Here is a 17,551-nt window from a genome sequence, read left to right as displayed (position 1 = left end):
GAGAGGTGAACATTCACTCCTCAATGACACTAAATGGGTAGTAAATACACGCTAGCTAAAAGGTATATACCCATTTTTGACTTTTGTCAAGTTAATTGTGTAAACGGGAATACAAAATCGACATCATTCCTTATATTTGTTCAAACCGTACCCGTTTTGTTTATAGATTTAATTGCTGCTTATCCTATCGTTTTTTACGGCGCTATTGCCTTAATGGCATTTATTATGGTGTTAGTAAGTATTCCATCAATTATATTTACCTCCCTCAAATACAATTTATTTGATAAAAACGATTTGCATCGTAAAAACCACAATCTAAGCATATCCCGATTAGGTGGATTGGCTATTGTTGCCAGCTTTACCATCAGCATCCTGCTATTTTCGGCCACAATAAATTTTAAGGAAGCAAATTATCTCATAGTTTCCTGCATCATCTTATCAGCACTCGGATTAAAGGATGATGTTTATGGTACCAATACCAGTACAAAATTTATACTTCAACTTTTAGTGGCGGGCATTTTAGTGTTTTTTGGTGGCTTCCGTTTAAGTAGTTTATATGGTGTATTAAATATTGGCGATATGAACTTGCTTTGGGGCGGCCTTTTTTCCATTGTATTAATTATATTTTTGAATAATGCTTTTAATCTTATCGATGGTATTGATGGTTTGGCAGCAACTATTGGGATATTGGCCAGCATATCTTTTGGAATAGTTTTCGCCATCGCCAATCAAATGCCGTATGCATTTATTGCCTTTGCGTTGGCGGGAGCAATTGCTGGTTTTTTAAAATATAATTGGTTTCCGGCCAAAATTTTTATGGGCGATACAGGTGCGCTGATTATTGGTTTAACAACAGCAGCCCTGGCAATAAAATTCATCGAAATCAATAAATTTAATGGTGTAAATGAACCAAAATTTTATTCAGCGCCAGCCATTGCTGTTTCCATTTTAATCGTACCTATTTTCGATTCATTAAGGGTTTTTACCATCCGTATCCTGAAACGAAAATCTCCATTTACGGGCGATCGGGATCATATTCATCACCGTTTGGAAAGATTGGGATTAAAACCAAATAAAATAGTTTGGATTACCTTTGTATTAAATGTTTTCATCATTATTGCTACCATATTGTTGCAGCACCTGGGCAATTTCTTATTAATAGTGCTTTTAATCACCATTTGCGTGGTTTATAACTCAATTATCACATGGCGTTTATCAAAGAAAATACCGTAAAAGGCGTAATTTTCTGGCAGTGCTTTCACATTGATTTTTAATATCAAAATAAAGAGTATTTTTGCGCCTAAAATATTAATACAATGAGGCTGGCGATTAATGGTTTCGGTAGGATAGGGAGAACATTTTTGCGTTTGGCTTTGGCTGAAGGTTTTGATGTGGTGGCGATTAATGATTTGGCTGATGCTAAAACGATGGCACATCTGTTTAAATATGATAGCGTTCATGGTGTTCATTCGAACCATGTTTCTTCACAACCTGACGCAATTGTTATCGATAAAAAAATGATTCCTGTTTTTGCAATAAAAAATGCGGAAGAATTACCCTGGTCGGCTTTAAGAGTAGATTTGGTAGTCGATTGTACAGGTAAAAATCTGTCTGTCGACGCTGCTGAAAAACACATTGAGGCAGGCGCAAGTCAGGTACTTATTTCAGCACCTGCCGCCGATGAAATTCCGATGTTGGTATTGGGTGTTAACGATGATAAAATTGATTTAACAAGCACGATCCTATCAAACGCCAGTTGTACCACAAACAACATTGCGCCAATGATTAAGATCCTGAATGATAATTGGGGTGTAGAAGAGGGATATATCACAACCATCCATTCTATGACAGGAGATCAAAACCTGCATGATGCAAACCATAAGGATTTGCGAAGAGCCCGAGCAGCTTCATCATCTATTATTCCAACTACAACAGGTGCTGCAAAGGCAATTACCCATATTTTTCCCGAATTAGAAGGTCGTTTGGGCGGTGCTGGCATCAGAGTACCAGTTTTAAATGGTTCACTTACAGATTTTACTTGTTTGTTAAAAAAGAAAACAACTATCGAGGAAATTAATGCGGCCTTTAAATTGGCATCTGAAAATGAATTCAAAGGGATTTTGGAATACACAGAAGATCCAATTGTTTCAGTAGATATTATCGATAATCCACATTCATGTACCTTTGATTCTTTATTAACTTCGATAGTTGGTGATATGGTTAAAGTGGTTGGCTGGTACGATAATGAGTATGGTTACAGCAGCAGGTTAATAGATGTGGTGAGGAAAATCCAATTATCAAATCCTAATTGTACTAAAAACTAAGAAGTTTATTGGTGCTACAATTAACATATTATAGGTGTTACTCCAAAATTTTTTAAGGCAGCAGGCAAGGCAAAACATTCTTTTTTAGTGGTAATCCATTAAAGATTGAAAAATTGTCATCGTAATCCCAAATAATTCCTGGGATAAAAAGCGACTTTAATTCATGTTTCACAGCGGTTAAATAATTGCATACACTTACATCAGATGCATGTTTGCGATATACACCGAATTCTCCACAAATAATAGGTACTTGGTTTTTTACAGACCAATTTTTAACAATCATCAGTTTATCGTGCAAAGCTCCTTTTTTCCCTTCATTCATGTAGTTTTTATAATTTTTTTCTCCATCTGTTCCTTTCATTTGATTATTTATTTGTGGCATTTTAGCAGATTGGTATGGGAATGGAATACCTAAAGTAGATACTTGTTTGCCTATCCACTCTGCACCTTGATGAGTAAAAATAAAGGGTTCGTAAAAGTGGAAGGTGTAAATAATGTTTTTATCGGCAATCGGAGAAAGCCTGCTTAATTCATATATGCTGTTGTAATTGGAAGCCCCGATAATCAATGTGCGTTTGGGCGACGATTGATGGATCAGCTTAGCCAGATTTGCAGCAATTGGAAACCATTTCGAATCTTCAAGTGCTGGTTCATTAAAAAGTTCGAAGTATAACATCGTTGATTGAACATCTTTATATCTTTCTTCTAAACTATTCCATAAGTTATTTAATCTTTTTACATCTGAGGGTAAGCTTTCATTCTTTAGCGTTCCATAATGATTTACAAGAATCAATTTGAAATTATACCGCTTACATTGTTTGATAATATCATCAATATTAGATAGCAGTGCTTTTTTCTCCTCTACACTTCCAGAGAGATAAAACCTCTCAAATGCAACTGGCAGCCTGATGGTATTTACACCTATGGATGAAAGGAGTTCGAAATCTGGTTGCTTTAGCTTTCTTTTATAGAGGCCGCTGGCATTCCATGTTTGCTCGAGCCATGAAACATTAATGCCTAATTTAATATTATTTGCTCTGGCATAGGCGAGATTTTGTTGGGAAAACAACAATCCATTGCAAAAAATAATTAGCAGAACTGAAAATATTACTTGTTTCAATATGTGATTTATGTTAGTTTTATAAAATCGTCCCTATTTTATGAATTATCGTCCTAATTATGGTGTTCCACAACCTATTGTTGTGGGAGATGCCGATTACAATAAACAAATTAAGAAAAACTCTCTGTATTACGCGAATATTATTGTCTGGACAGTAATGTTTTTGTATCCATTAGTAGGGATTTTGGATTTCGTATATGCCAATCAGATCTTTCAGGAGCTTTTTCTCGTTAAAATAATTACAGTTGTTCTTATTTATGTTGTATATGATCTCTGCAGAAGAGCTGGAGCATCTATTGACATAACACTACACGCCACATTTTTTTTGATAGCGGCCAATGCGGCCATAGTGTGCAATATCGTATCTTTTGAAGTTGCTCCGGTTTTCTTTCTGATATATTCCAGTTTGTTCATGCTTTTTAACCTTGCTGTTTTTTGGGCACCCATAAACTCTTTTGCACAATTACTCTCTACTTTGATTTTGCTTTCCATTGGATACCAAATTTTTAATGAAGTAAGTTTGGAGACTTATCTGGCACAGGGAGCGGGACTTTTTATCATGACTGGTTTCTTTTCATGCTTTATTCCTTTGGCCAGATTTAGCATCATTAGAAAGAATACACTAAACGGGCTCAAAATCCAGAATACAACCACACAACTCTATGCACTTCACTTGGAACTTGTAGATAAGAATAATCAAATTGAACATTCAAATGCCAAACTTGGTGAACTTGTTGTTCAGCAAGATACCTTTTTAGCCTTGGTAAGATCCGATATTCAGCGCTTTGTAATTGCACTTAAAGATTTAGCAGGTAGAGTGAAGAGTGCAGGATCTATTAATGATGGTCAAAATGAGTATGTGGAAGAGCTGAGCCAAAACATTAACAGTCTTCAGCAACTCACAGAAATATTTCCTGATCATCAGAATGCCCCAGTAAGTGATATACAGATAAATCTGGCATCTGTTGATGTTTATCAGCGCATCCAGGCTATGGTTGTATTGTTAAAGCCAGAACTCGATCAAAGAAAGATGGTTTTTCAATGGATAAAATCTAGCGATAGGGCACTTGTTCCACTAGATCGACTTTATTTCGATCAAATCATCTATAATCTATTTGCTAATATGTTCAAACATGCTGGTAATAAAAATGAGATTTTCGCCGAAATATTGAAAAATAAACACACCATCGAACTGGTAATAAGTTGCGCCCCGAATGCCATGAATTTTGCAGTTCAGAAGGAAAGTGTAAAATCTAAAAACCCTACAGTTCAAAGTTTAAAGCAAGGCTTAGGGCCAGGTTTTTATGTTGCCCGTCTCCTCACTGAAAAAATGGGTGGAGAACTATTTTATGATCAAGGTCTGCAACATGTTTCCTACATATTAAAATTTAAATCTGAAATTGCTTAACTACATATTTTTCCATGAAAAAGATCATCCTGCTCTTAGCATTAACTGTTTTTGTTAATTTCTCTTTTGCTCAAAATCCATCGAAGCCCTACAATTTTAGCGAGCAGGTTTTAAAGGGATTAGAGGGTCAATACAATTATTATATCCGGGTTTTGCCCTTTCAACAATTAAAGGGAAGTGTAATATTATTGGATATGGAATGTTCCAAAATTATCAATAAACAGAAATCATTTGTTCATATTATCATTGATGACCAACCCGCAAGTAGTATTAGGATCAGCAGCGACAGCTTAACCAAAGTTCCCATCACGCTTACTAAAGCAGTTAGCGCATCTGGATTTTTAAAAGTTACTGTTAAAACCCAACTTTTTATCGGCAATGATGCCTGTCAGGATTATAATAACCCAGGTTTATGGCTAAAAATATTACCATCGTCCATATTGCGTTGGGCACCGATCAATGAACCGAATTTATCAAAAATAAATCTCTCCAACACGCTATACAGTAAACAGGCAATTGTTTATCCCGACGAAATTACACCTGGAGAGCTTAGGGCAGTGGCGTTATGCTACAGCAAATTGCGTAAAAGTGGTATTGACAAAATTGCACTTTATTCAGTTTCGAAAATGCCAGATAGCCTGCTGGATTTCATGTATGTTGGCTTTAAATCGAAGCTCGGGGCAAAGCTTGCCGAAAAAATCAAAGGTGATCCGGTAAAAAATAAAGGCTTGCTCTATCTCAATAAACAAGCAGGTTTCTTTCCCGGGCAAGCACCTCAACAGATACTTTTTGTTACGGGTAGTAATATCCAGGGTTTAAATAATGCAGTTGATGCCTTGTTGAACCAGGCAATCCTTGCGAGCACCTTTCAAAATCAATTAATTGTTGATCAAAGCACTGCAAATAGCTTTGAGAAACAAAAAAGGCTGGTTTTGGCAAACTTAAAAAGTGGCAATAACCTAATGGTTGGAGCGGGTTCACTAAGTCAGGTTTATGAATTTAAAACATCTGCATTTGCATCAATTCCATCTGAACTTAGTTTAAAAATGCAGATAAAGTTTACTGCAATATCTAAAAACGATAGAGGTTATTTTAATATTTACTTAAACGATATTTTGCTAAGCAGCAGGCAACTGAACGAATCTGGAGCATTGCAAGTAAATACTGTTGCAAACCGATACCAAATTAAAAAATTTAATACCCTAAAAACCGAATTTGTTTTTTATCCGGTAAATGGAGTTTGTTCTGGTAAGTTTCAAAATTTTATTGCTCAGGTTGATGAAGAGCGTTCTTATGTGGAAGTAAATAGTAAACTTTCAGAAACCCAGGTAAGTTTTTACGCCTATCCTGATATTTTTCAAACGCAATCCACAGTATTAATTTCTAATAAATTTTTTCCAACATCAGTTAGGGCAGTTTCCGAGTTGTTTGCTCAGCTAAATGATCATTACAGTAATGATGTTACTTATCAACCTATGGTTGATTTTACCAGTAAAGCAGCATCATATAAGGGCGATAATCTCATCATTATTAGTGATCGATCTGAAAAATTACTGAAGAGTTTTCCTAATATGCCCTTGACCTATCAAAATGATTTTACCATTTATGGCGATAGCAAAAATGAGGTGCTTTACAAACTTTCTAGTCCGGTAAGTTCTGCTATTACTCAAATATTTGAAAGTAAGGATTACCCTTTTGTACTTTCCATTGCTAGTCCTGATGAGCAAAAATCTGAATCCTTATTTGAAAATGCTATTAGCGATCTTAATGAGCAAGTAAATCTGCTAAGCGGAAACACCCTTATTAGCAATCAGAATGGCCATTTGGTCTTCAATCTGGAAGAAAGCAGCAACAATATTATATATGAAGGCCAAGGCCTTGGGCGATGGACAATCTTGTGGGGTGAATACAAACTGTTAGCCCTTTCATTGATTTTGGTGTTGGTTTTTCTAGGCTACCTCTATGTCCGTTCAAAAGTTAAAAGTGCTCAAAAAATCATCTCATCATAACGCTGATCCCCATGAATGTAAAAAAATTAAATCTGCTTGTTTTTTGTGCGCTTTCTTTGTTCAGCATTGAGGCTATTGCAAGTGGTTTTCCGGTGGGAAAACACAAAACCCTGCTCTCTCCGTATTTCAGTTATTTTGCTGCAAAAAATTATAGAGATCTTAGCGGAAATAAAATGAGTTATGGAAATAATGGTCGCTTCAGCTCATTTACTGCTCAAATTTACCTCGAACATGGCCTCACCAATAGATTGGATTTGGTTGCAAAAATTCCATTTTCTTTTTCACGGTATCAAGACGATTTCGTAAATAATACTAATAGTGCTCCAGCTGATGTTGAAATTGGTTTGAAATATAATTTATTGAAATTTAACAAAGAGCAGTATTTCTTTTCCACGCAGGTATTGGCCAGTATTCCCGCATATGCAAAAAATCGAAATCCCGCTACAGGTTATGGCCAATTCGGTTCTGAACTAAAATTTATGCTAAGCGGTAGTGAAAAAATTGGTTATTTTAATATTGAGGGAGGTTACAGGCAATATTTTGGAAACCGAGTTGGTAAAGTTGGTCAGTTAACCTACATCGCAACTTCTGGGCTTCATTTAGGAAAGAACCATCAATTAATGGGTGAATTAAGCGGGGTGAGCTCTTTCAAATCAAGTTTGTTCACTCCAGAAAATCCCGCCTCAAATACCGAATTCACTTTTGTAAAAGCGAATCTTGCTATTGGACAAAGAGTATGGAAGGAAAATTGGATTTTTTTAGGTGTTTTTCATGATATTCTTAATAAAAATTCAGGCATAGGTCAAGGCGGTACGCTTACCGGTATATTCCGTTTTTAATATGCCGCAACAACGATATATCGTACAGATGCTTAGTGATCATGGTCTTCTTGATCAGCAAGACCGCGAACGCATGGCTCGTTTTTCTCAAAACAGTGGCATTTCTCTTGTTAAGGTGCTTCTTAATTTTGGCTATGTTAGTCGGAAATCTTACCAGCTATGTTTAGAGAAGGAGGGATTTACTTTTAGTGATCTGCGTAAGCTTGATACTGACATGAGCATAATTAGCCAAATGGATCTGAAAGTGGTTGACCGGGATTTGGTACTGCCTTTAAGAATGGAAGGTGAAGAGCTTTTGGTGGCCGTCGCCGATCCTACCGCAACAGTAGATTTGTTGCTCATTTCCAACAAATTCGGCTGCAAGGTAAAACCGATTTTAGTTTCAGATTTAGATATCGTTTGGCTTGGGCATAAACTCCTTGGCGGACGTTATGTAAAAGCAGCGGTTTTTGATCTGTTGGATCGCGACCCTCAGAGTTCGGCATTTATCACATTTAGTAGCAAACAGCTCGTTTTCATATTTTCAATCATTGCCCTTACGATAACTTCATTATTTTTAAGCTTCATCAACACTACAATCTTAATCAATATTTTGATGAGTACTTTTTTCCTCATCGCCATTGTATTTAAGGTGTTTTTAGCACTCACCGGTTCTAAACTTGAACTTTTCCAGGCGGTGAGTAAAAAGGAATTAGCTACGGTAAAGGATGCCGATCTTCCTGTATTTACAATACAATTGCCAGTTTATAAGGAAGATAAGTTGATACGAAAATTGATTTGGAATCTCCAGTCGCTTGATTATCCAAGAGAAAAACTCGATATCAAACTTCTGGTAGAGGAGGATGACGATAAAACCTTGAATGCGGTAAGAGACCTGGATTTTCCTGCTATTTTCGAGGTAATTGTGGTTCCTTTTCACATGCCTAAAACCAAACCTAAAGCTTGTAATTATGGTTTGCATTTTTCCCGAGGTGAAATCTTAACGATTTATGATGCAGAAGATGTACCAGATCGGGATCAGTTAAAAAAAGTGGTGACTTTATTTAATAAACTTCCGGCAAATTTCATTTGCATTCAATGCGCATTAAACTATTTTAACAGAAATGAAAACCTGCTTACCAGAATGTTTACACTGGAATATTCTTATTGGTTCGATTACATGTTGCCTGGTTTGGGCACTTTGGATATTCCTATTCCGCTAGGTGGAACCAGTAATCACTTCAAATTAAGCAACCTACTTGAGTTGGGTGGTTGGGATCCGTTTAATGTAACAGAAGATGCAGATCTTGGAATTCGGGCTTTTGCCAAGGGTTACAAGGTGGCATTGGTAAACTCCACAACTTATGAGGAAGCCAACAATGAACCCTTCAATTGGATTAGGCAACGTTCAAGGTGGATTAAAGGATACATGCAAACCTATCTGGTTCACATGCGAAATCCCGCACGCCTGATCAAAAAGATAGGTTGGAAAGGTTTCCTTGGGTTTAACTTTTTTATCGGTGCTACGCCAATAACTTTTCTGCTTTATCCACTTTTGCTTACACTTTTTATCGTTTATCTAATATTTGATTTAAAAGATATCAGGACGATTTTTCCAGGATGGGTATTGTACATATCCATTTTTAATCTGGCGATAGGTAATATTTTAATGATCTACCTAAATATGATAGCAGTTTTCAAAAGACGTTACTATGAATTGATTTTATTTTCTATCGCAAATCCAATTTATTGGCTCATGCATTCCATTGCCGCATATAAAGGGCTGTGGCAGTTAATTACCAAACCATTTTACTGGGAAAAAACAGATCATGGTTTGAGCAAAGTGTCTGATTCTAATCATCCAAAAAACAATTAATGAAAAGAAGAACGTCTACCGATCAACTCTATATCATTTCCATTTTGCTTTTTGGGTATTACCTTTTTATTGCGCATAAACTTTTTTTCGCTGGAGTGTACAGCAATGAAGGACTTTTTTTTGCGGAAAAGGGCGCATTATTAGTAGAAGGAAATTCTGATAGTGTTAAGCTCATGGGCTTAACATTTCCGCAGGTGCCTTTTATGCTAACATTTCTCTTTTCAATTTTCAATTCAACTTTTGCACCATTCGTTACCTCGGCTGTTGGAACAGCTGCTTTGTTTTTCATCATCATCAGGTCGATACGGGAGTATCCGAATAGCTCCTGGCTTTTTTTAGGCGTTTTGTTAACTTTTGTTTTTCATCCAGCCTTTATTTTTATTGCGGTATCGGGCAAGAGCGCTTATTTGTGTCTCATATTTTTTTATCTATTTATTTCCAGCCTTTTCAGATATTTCCATAGTAACACATCATACCATATATCTGTTGCCAGCATTTATTTTGCGCTATTAATTTTTTGCTGGTTTAAATTTGTTTGGCTTACCCTGTTTTTGCTTCCAGTAATTTTTTTCGCCGCCCTTCAATCCATGCAGATTTTACAAAACGAACCGCTGGATAAAATTGCTTTTGCATTTAACAAAATATCTGTTAGGCGTAAGCTTGTAAATAAAACACTAGCAGTATATCTCATAATATTTCTATTGCCGCTTGTGGCGATTTTTATTTTTAGGTTGCTAAACTTATCTTACACAGGTGATGCTAACTATTATATTGATAGCCCATATGCTAATTATACCTCAATAATTAACCAGACTGAAAATTTTAATGGCTTCCCGGATATTAAGTTCAATAGCGTATTTCCTGAAGTAAACTTTTTAATTACCATTCGGATCCTGCTTTTTGCTCCATTGCTTTTGATCTGCTTAGGCATGCACAAAAGCATGAGTAGGAATGTAATGGTGGTTTTTGCGCTATTTTTTTTAATGGAATTTTTGAAAATGAAATATCCGGGAGTTTATATACCCATCCAGTTTTATGCATTATTCATCTGCGTTTGTTGGGCCATTATTCTCAATTCCAGAAATACCCGAATTTTTCGGTATACCAAGCAGTTTTATTTGGTGTTAATTTTATTGCAAATTATTACCGGATATCTGCTAACCTCATCTAGCTTAATACCAGAAGAGCGAAAATACATAAATGCGATTACGTCCATGCTGATGTGTAAGCCTATTGATGTTGATGATGATAAGGTATTATCAGATGCTATAAAAAAGATTGATGTTAAGAAGGGCATTCTTTCAGATGATGCGACATCTTATAGAGTTATAGCGCTAACCGGTTCTGCCAATTGTTTTTTAACTCCTGGTGAAGGGAAGTTTCTCGCGGCTTTTGGTCAACCTCAAGATAATGTATCATATGTACTCATTAGTAAAGAGCAAAACCCTTTCAACGGATTTGGACTGCTAGATCAGCATACGCTTATCTCATGGAAAAATAAAGGTATACGCTTAAAGCGGGTAGTCGAAAGTAGAAATTGGGAACTCTATGCGATAACAAAGTAATTTGTTTACTGAAATTGACAAAGTAGCTTATCTGAACATCTGAAATGCCTTTTTTACAATGGATGTTGCAGTAACAAATCTGTAATTGTTCATAAATCATTATTCTTTTTTTAAGCAGTTTCAATTGCTTTATTAACTTTGCAAACGTTTGCGGACCTCATAATCGCATCTCTATACTTTTTATTAATCACTAAATAATTAGCCGAATGGTTAAATTTATTCTTCCCGAGGAAGTTCTGCCTTTAAGAAGTTTGGTTTTAAGAAACGATAAGCCTTTAGCCGAATGTATATTTGATGGAGATACCAATTATGATACTTTTCATCTTGGTTATGTAGAAAATGATGAAATAAGATCAATTGCAAGCCTGATGCGAAATGATTTTTTTCCTGATGACGGAGAAGGCTACCAACTTAGGGGAATGGCCACTCATCCTGATTTTGCAGGTAGAGGATATGGCGCTGCATTGATCAACTTTGCCGTTGAATACCTAAAAGAATATAAAACCGATTATTTATGGTGCAATGCCCGAAGCAATGCTGCAACATTTTATAAGAAATTGGGTTTTATAAATGAGTCGCCAGAATTTGATATCCCGGGCATTGGCTTCCATTATGAAATGAGACTAAAACTAAAATAAAATATAAATATGAAAACGATTGACCAATTAGATTTTAAGGATAAAAAAGCACTTATTAGAGTAGATTTTAATGTGCCTCTTGATGATGATTTTAAAATTACCGATGATAAAAGAATGCGTGCTGCATTGCCAACCATAACCAAAATTTTAAATGATGGTGGATCGGTGGTCTTGATGTCGCACTTGGGTAGACCAAAAGATGGACCAACAGATAAATATTCATTAAAACACATCTTGGGCGATCTTTCTCGCATGTTGGATTTAGAAGTAAAATTCGCCGACGATTGCATTGGAGAAAGTGCAGTAAGCCAGGCTAAAAATCTTTTCCCTGGAGAAGTGTTGTTGCTTGAAAATCTACGTTTTTATAAAGAAGAAGAAAAAGGTGATGTAGCTTTTGCAGAGAAACTTTCTAAACTCGGAAATGTGTATGTCAATGATGCTTTCGGAACAGCTCACAGAGCACATGCTTCTACTTCAATTATTGCACAGTTTTTTCCAGATGCAAAATATTTTGGTTACTTAATGGCCTCTGAAGTAGAAAATGCAGAGAAAATCCTGAACCATGCCGAACGTCCTTTTACTGCAATTATGGGTGGCGCAAAGGTTTCTGATAAAATTTTATTGATTGAAAAATTATTGGATAAAGTAGATAACATCATTATTGGTGGCGGCATGGCTTATACTTTTGCCAAAGCTCAGGGTGGTGAAATTGGTACTTCATTGTTAGAGGCTGATAAACTAGAGCTCTCTTTAGAATTGGTAGAGAAAGCGAAAGCTAAGGGAGTGAATTTAATCCTTCCTGTTGATACCGTAATTGCCGATAAATTTGCAAACGATGCGGAAAAGAAAGATGTAGATTCAGGTCAAATTCCAGCCGATTGGATGGGACTGGATATTGGTCCAAAATCAGTTGCCTTATTTCAAGATGTAATCAAAAATTCTAAAACTTTATTGTGGAATGGCCCGATGGGTGTTTTCGAAATGGAAAATTTCCAGGTAGGAACAAAAGCAGTAGCTGATGCTGTAGTTGCTGCCACGAAAGATAACGGTGCTTTTTCATTAATTGGTGGTGGCGATTCTGCTGCGGCAATTGCTAAATTCGGTTTGGAAGATGAAGTAAGTTATGTTTCAACTGGCGGTGGTGCTTTACTAGAATATATGGAAGGTAAAGAATTGCCAGGTGTTAAGGCGATAAATGATTAACTTTTTCCTAATCATCGGCTGAATATTGGCATAGCGCTGGTATTCATCCGATGACATTATTCTATCTATTTAATCATTGGATTAAATTTAGAGTAATCCTATTTAATCATCTTTTTGTAGTCATCGGATGAATATGGCAATAGCGATAGTATTCATCCGATGACTATTTATATTTTTAGTCGTCGATAAATATTTGCTCAACGTTAATATTCATCCGATTATTTGCTCATCTCTTCTTTGTCATTTATTAAGTAAGGCAACAACGCTGATATTTATTCGATGACTATTTCCTCTATTCAATCATCATGATTATATGCATTAAATTCAATATGTTGATTCGATATTAATTGATCTTAAGTTTTATATGATATAATCTCTGATCTTGATATGTTAAGAACAAATTGCAATTATCCATCATTACTTCATTAGCTTTGCTAAGCATGATGGGAGAGCAAGACACTTACCGTCGAAACGCCTATAAACCAATACGTAAAGTGTTTGAAATGTGATTTTTATAGTCTGAAAGAAGGCTATTCTAGCTTCAAAATGTAACAAAAAAGATGTGGAAAACTTTTTTGTGGTAAAAAGTGGTAAAAAGTGGTAGAACTCTTTACTTTTACACTAGATAAAAAGTGTAAAGACCACTATGACCCAACTTTTAGGAGAATTTGATTGTAAACTTGACGCAAAGGGACGCCTTATGGTACCTGCTGCGCTTAAGAAACAATTGCCTAATGCAGAGAATGAGGGGCTTATCATTAACCGTGGTTTCGAAAAAAATCTGGTTATCTATCCAAAAAATGTTTGGGATGCTGTAGTGGCTGATCTTGCCAAACTAAATATCTACGACGAAGAAAACAGAAGATTTGTAAGAGCCTTTACCCGTGGTGCAACCGAGCTTTCGCTTGATGCAGCTGGTCGCGTGTTGTTGCCTAAATCTTTGGTAGAATACGCAGGTATTGGAAGCGATTTGGTTTTGGCTTGCCAATTGGATCGCATTGAGGTTTGGGATAAAAAATCGTACGAAGATATTTTTGACGATGTTCCTGCAAACTTCGCCAGCTTGGCTCAAAAAGTTATGGGCGACAAGAAAGGAGGTGCTGATGGCGAATAATTACCATGTTCCAGTAATGCTTCAGCCGTGTATCGAAGGATTAAACATCAAACCTGATGGTGTTTATGTTGATGTTACTTTTGGTGGCGGTGGCCATTCTAAAGAAATTTTAAAACACCTTGGTTCGAATGGTAAATTGATTGCTTTCGATCAAGATCCTGATGCGCAGGCAAATATTCCATCTGATGATCGTTTCATATTCATCGATCAAAATTTTGGCTTTCTTAAAAATAACCTTCGATTAAAAGGTTTTAGGCAGGTTGATGGTATTTTGGCTGATCTTGGTGTTTCCTCTCATCAGTTTGATGTTCCAGAGCGTGGATTTTCAATCCGTTCAAACGCCGACTTGGATATGCGTATGGATCAACACCGCGATCTTACTGCAGCGCAGGTGTTAAACACTTATTCTGAAGATAAATTGCATAAGCTTTTCGGTATTTATGGTGAGGTGAAAAATGCGAAATCTTTGGCTCGGGCCATTGTTACATCACGTTTGGATAAACCATTTACAGACATCGATAGTCTGAAAGTTGCCATTTCGGAATATATCCCGAAAGGAAAAGAGAATAAATATTTGGCTCAGGTTTTTCAGGCTTTGCGTATTGAAGTGAATGCAGAGATACAGGTTTTAGAAGATTTTCTTCAGCAAGCATCCGAGGTTTTAAAACCTGGAGGTCATTTAGTGGTGATGTCTTATCATTCGTTAGAAGATCGGCCGGTAAAGAATTTTATGGCTAAAGGCAAATTTCAGGGTGAAGTAGATAAAGATTTCTTCGGAAATCAACAAAAGCCATTCAACGTGATTACGCGTAAAGCCATCATTGCTACCGATGAAGAAATAGCGCAAAATAATAGGGCTCGTAGTGCGAAACTTAGAATAGCAGAAAAGATATGAACAAGTTCAGGGAAGAGATAGAAGAAGAGGAGATTGGGCCTGAACCGGAGTTGAAAGCTGCGCCTAAAAAGCCGAAAACGGCAGAAGAGAAAATGGATAGCAATTCATTCATCAGCAAGTTATTTAACGATGGATTGGTATCAAAAGAAGCGGCAACAGATGCTTTGCCTTATTTGTGTTTTTTGGCCTTTTTAGGAATGATTTACATTGCTAACAGCCATTTCGCAGTAAATAATGTACGCAGTATAGATAAGTTAAATAAAGAAGTAAAAGAATTAAGATGGGAGTATAAATCTTTAAAAGCAGAGCTGATGTTTAAAAGTAAATTAACAGAAGTAGCTAAAAAAGTAGATACCCTTGGGATAAAAGAATTAATTGAACCACCAAAAAAAATAATTGTTAAAAGCGATGAATATTAGGGCAAACATCTTGCTTCGTGTATATCTGGCATTTGGCTTAATTGTGCTTTTTGCTTTTGCGGTATTTCTGCGTCTGGGTCAGGTGCAGTTTGTGCAAGGTAAAAAATGGCGGGCCATGGCAGATAGTCTTTCAACGCGTTATGTAAATGTTGAAGCTACTCGTGGCAACATATACTCAAATGATGGCAGTTTATTGGCTACCTCTGTGCCGGAGTACGAATTGCGTATGGATATGTATGCAGGTGGGATTGCCGATGATAAAGTTTTTAACGAAAAAGTTGATTCCCTGGGCCTCAAATTAGCGCAAATTTTTCAAGATAAAACGGCTAAAGATTATGCCCGTTACTTAAGAAAAGGTCGCCAGGATAGTGCCCGGTATTTGTTAATTCACCGTAAAGTGGGTTACTCTGATTTAAAAACCATTCGAACTTTCCCTTTATATAATATTGGAAAATTTAGTGGTGGATTAATCGCTGTTCAGCAAAATAAAAGGATTTTGCCTTTTCAGGCGCTGGCTGCCCGTACCATTGGTTATAAAAATGAGAACGTAGCAAATGGTGTTGGTTTGGAAGGTGCTTACAAAGAGTATATCAACGGAGAAACCGGAAAAAGATTAATGCAGCGTATAGCTGGCGGCGTTTATATTCCTGTTAATGAAGAAGCTGAAGTAGCGCCAAAAGATGGTGCAGACATCATTTCTACCATCGACATCAATATGCAGGATTTGACACAGAATGCATTGGAGAAACAATTGATCGCAATGAAAGCCGATCATGGCACTGCAATTTTGATGGAGGTTGCAACTGGTGAGGTTAGGGCAGTGGCAAATTTCTCTAAAATCGAAGAAGGCGTTTACAAGGAGAAATTTAATTATGCCATCGCTGGTAATCAGGATCCAGGATCTACCTTTAAATTGGCCTCTTACATGGCTTTAATTGAAGATAAACTGGTGGATACCAATACTATGATCGGAACAGGTTATTACCAAATTCCAGGCAAATTAATTACAGATTCTCACCCAAAAATTGAGACCGTTACAGTGAAGAGAGCTTTTGAGGAATCATCAAATGCAGCAATCGCTAAACTGATTAATATGCATTATGGAGCAGATCCAATAAAGTTTACCAATCATTTATATGACTGGCATTTGAATGAGAAAATGGGTCTGCAGATTCCGGGTGAGGCAAGGCCTGTGGTTAAGAATCCAAAAACCAATAAAAGCTGGAATAAAAATATGACGTTGCCGCAAATGGCTTATGGTTATGAGATGCAATTAACGCCATTAAAAATGCTTTCTTTTTATAATGCTGTAGCAAATAATGGAAAGTATGTTGCACCAATTTTCGTGAAAGAAATTAGAAGACTTGGTAATCCGATTGAACAGTTTAAAGCAAGGGTAATTAACGATCAAATTTGTTCGGAAGTTACATTGAGCAAAATCAAGAAGATGCTTGAAGGTGTGGTTACGGAAGGAAGTGGAAAAAACGTTGTTTATAATCCACTTTATAAAATTGCCGGTAAAACAGGCACTGCACAGGTGGCTGATGCAAACAAAGGTTACAAAGCAAACAAACAATATCAGGCCTCTTTTGTAGGTTATTTTCCTGCTGATAAACCTAAATATTCGCTCATCGTGGTAATTAATGATCCTAAAGGTGCATATTATGGTGCTACGGTATCAGGACCAGTTTTCCGCGAAATTGCCGATCGTATTTATGCAAGTGATATGCAGATGTATAACGATGTGCCAACCCGTTTGGTAGGCAGTACAGGCAATCCACCAACAAAAGCTGGACAAAGCAAAGCCACTCAAAAAGTATATAAAGCTTTTGGTTTCAAGCCACTTTTCGCTTCAAAATCAGAATATTACAATATTGTTGATACGAGTGCTGGAGAGGTTTTCCAAGAAAATACAGAACGTAAAGGTGTAATGCCAAATGTATCAGGGATGGGTTTGAAAGATGCGCTTTATCTTTTGGGAAATGCTGGTTTGAAAACGAAAGTGATAGGGTCTGGAAAAGTTACAGCACAATCCATCGCGGCAGGAACAAAAGTTGGAAAAGGATTAGGTGTACAGATAGAGTTAAATTAGAAGAAATGAAAGAATGACTGACTGATAGAATGTTGCGATTGACGAACACATTCACTCATTCAAAATTCAC

At 36.6% G+C, this 17,551-nt stretch carries 14 protein-coding genes; 13 read left to right on the top strand and 1 reads right to left on the bottom strand.

Annotated features, from left to right (window positions below):
- Positions 1 to 156: 156 nt before the first annotated feature.
- Positions 157 to 1,233 carry an MraY family glycosyltransferase gene (locus tag LUA91_RS12070; protein WP_231426304.1) on the top strand — a complete coding sequence of 359 codons (1,077 nt, stop codon included), beginning with the start codon at positions 157 to 159 and terminating at the stop codon, positions 1,231 to 1,233.
- Positions 1,234 to 1,316: 83 nt separating this feature from the next.
- Complete coding sequence (gap, locus tag LUA91_RS12065; protein ID WP_231426303.1) at positions 1,317 to 2,324, top strand: type I glyceraldehyde-3-phosphate dehydrogenase; 1,008 nt, start codon at positions 1,317 to 1,319, stop codon at positions 2,322 to 2,324.
- A 52-nt stretch (positions 2,325 to 2,376) separates the two neighbouring features.
- On the opposite strand, the gene LUA91_RS12060 is transcribed toward gap, so the two are convergent.
- Complete coding sequence (locus LUA91_RS12060) at positions 2,377 to 3,444, bottom strand: glycoside hydrolase family 5 protein (protein WP_231426302.1); 1,068 nt, start codon at positions 3,442 to 3,444, stop codon at positions 2,377 to 2,379.
- 40 nt (positions 3,445 to 3,484) lie between these two features.
- On the opposite strand from LUA91_RS12060, the gene LUA91_RS12055 reads away from it, so the two are divergent.
- The 11 genes from LUA91_RS12055 to LUA91_RS12005 all read left to right on the top strand — a co-directional run bounded on the left by LUA91_RS12055 (position 3,485) and on the right by LUA91_RS12005 (position 17,481).
- Positions 3,485 to 4,852 (top strand): hypothetical protein, encoded by a 1,368-nt coding sequence (locus LUA91_RS12055; protein WP_231426301.1) that lies wholly within the window; start codon positions 3,485 to 3,487, stop codon positions 4,850 to 4,852.
- Between the two features lie 14 nt (positions 4,853 to 4,866).
- The gene (locus LUA91_RS12050; protein ID WP_231426300.1) at positions 4,867 to 6,861 is read left to right on the top strand and encodes a cellulose biosynthesis cyclic di-GMP-binding regulatory protein BcsB; all 1,995 of its coding nucleotides are present in this window, start codon (positions 4,867 to 4,869) and stop codon (positions 6,859 to 6,861) included.
- Between the two features lie 11 nt (positions 6,862 to 6,872).
- Positions 6,873 to 7,700: a hypothetical protein gene (locus LUA91_RS12045; protein WP_231426299.1), complete on the top strand. Its 828-nt coding sequence runs from the start codon at positions 6,873 to 6,875 to the stop codon at positions 7,698 to 7,700.
- Position 7,701: 1 nt separating this feature from the next.
- Positions 7,702 to 9,555: a glycosyltransferase family 2 protein gene (locus LUA91_RS12040; protein WP_231426298.1), complete on the top strand. Its 1,854-nt coding sequence runs from the start codon at positions 7,702 to 7,704 to the stop codon at positions 9,553 to 9,555.
- Positions 9,555 to 11,120, top strand: a complete 1,566-nt coding sequence (locus tag LUA91_RS12035) for a hypothetical protein (protein WP_231426297.1) — start codon at positions 9,555 to 9,557, stop codon at positions 11,118 to 11,120. Before LUA91_RS12040 ends, LUA91_RS12035 begins: the two co-directional genes overlap by 1 nt.
- A gap of 206 nt (positions 11,121 to 11,326) precedes the next feature.
- Positions 11,327 to 11,758: a GNAT family N-acetyltransferase gene (locus tag LUA91_RS12030; protein WP_231426296.1), complete on the top strand. Its 432-nt coding sequence runs from the start codon at positions 11,327 to 11,329 to the stop codon at positions 11,756 to 11,758.
- A gap of 9 nt (positions 11,759 to 11,767) precedes the next feature.
- Positions 11,768 to 12,961 (top strand): phosphoglycerate kinase, encoded by a 1,194-nt coding sequence (gene pgk / locus LUA91_RS12025; RefSeq protein ID WP_304622636.1) that lies wholly within the window; start codon positions 11,768 to 11,770, stop codon positions 12,959 to 12,961.
- Between the two features lie 646 nt (positions 12,962 to 13,607).
- Positions 13,608 to 14,075: a division/cell wall cluster transcriptional repressor MraZ gene (mraZ, locus tag LUA91_RS12020; protein WP_231426295.1), complete on the top strand. Its 468-nt coding sequence runs from the start codon at positions 13,608 to 13,610 to the stop codon at positions 14,073 to 14,075.
- Positions 14,065 to 14,970 (top strand): 16S rRNA (cytosine(1402)-N(4))-methyltransferase RsmH, encoded by a 906-nt coding sequence (gene rsmH / locus LUA91_RS12015; protein WP_231426294.1) that lies wholly within the window; start codon positions 14,065 to 14,067, stop codon positions 14,968 to 14,970. The genes mraZ and rsmH overlap by 11 nt, the downstream gene beginning before the upstream one ends.
- Positions 14,967 to 15,389 carry an FtsL-like putative cell division protein gene (locus tag LUA91_RS12010; RefSeq protein ID WP_231426293.1) on the top strand — a complete coding sequence of 141 codons (423 nt, stop codon included), beginning with the start codon at positions 14,967 to 14,969 and terminating at the stop codon, positions 15,387 to 15,389. Before rsmH ends, LUA91_RS12010 begins: the two co-directional genes overlap by 4 nt.
- Entirely contained in the window at positions 15,379 to 17,481 is a 2,103-nt protein-coding gene (locus LUA91_RS12005) for a penicillin-binding protein (protein ID WP_231426292.1), read from the top strand. Before LUA91_RS12010 ends, LUA91_RS12005 begins: the two co-directional genes overlap by 11 nt.
- Positions 17,482 to 17,551 lie beyond the last annotated feature (70 nt).

This window comes from Pedobacter sp. Leaf250 (assembly GCF_920984735.1).
In the GTDB taxonomy this organism is placed as follows: Bacteria; Bacteroidota; Bacteroidia; order Sphingobacteriales; family Sphingobacteriaceae; genus Pedobacter.
This window is presented reverse-complemented; position numbering and strand designations above follow the sequence as displayed.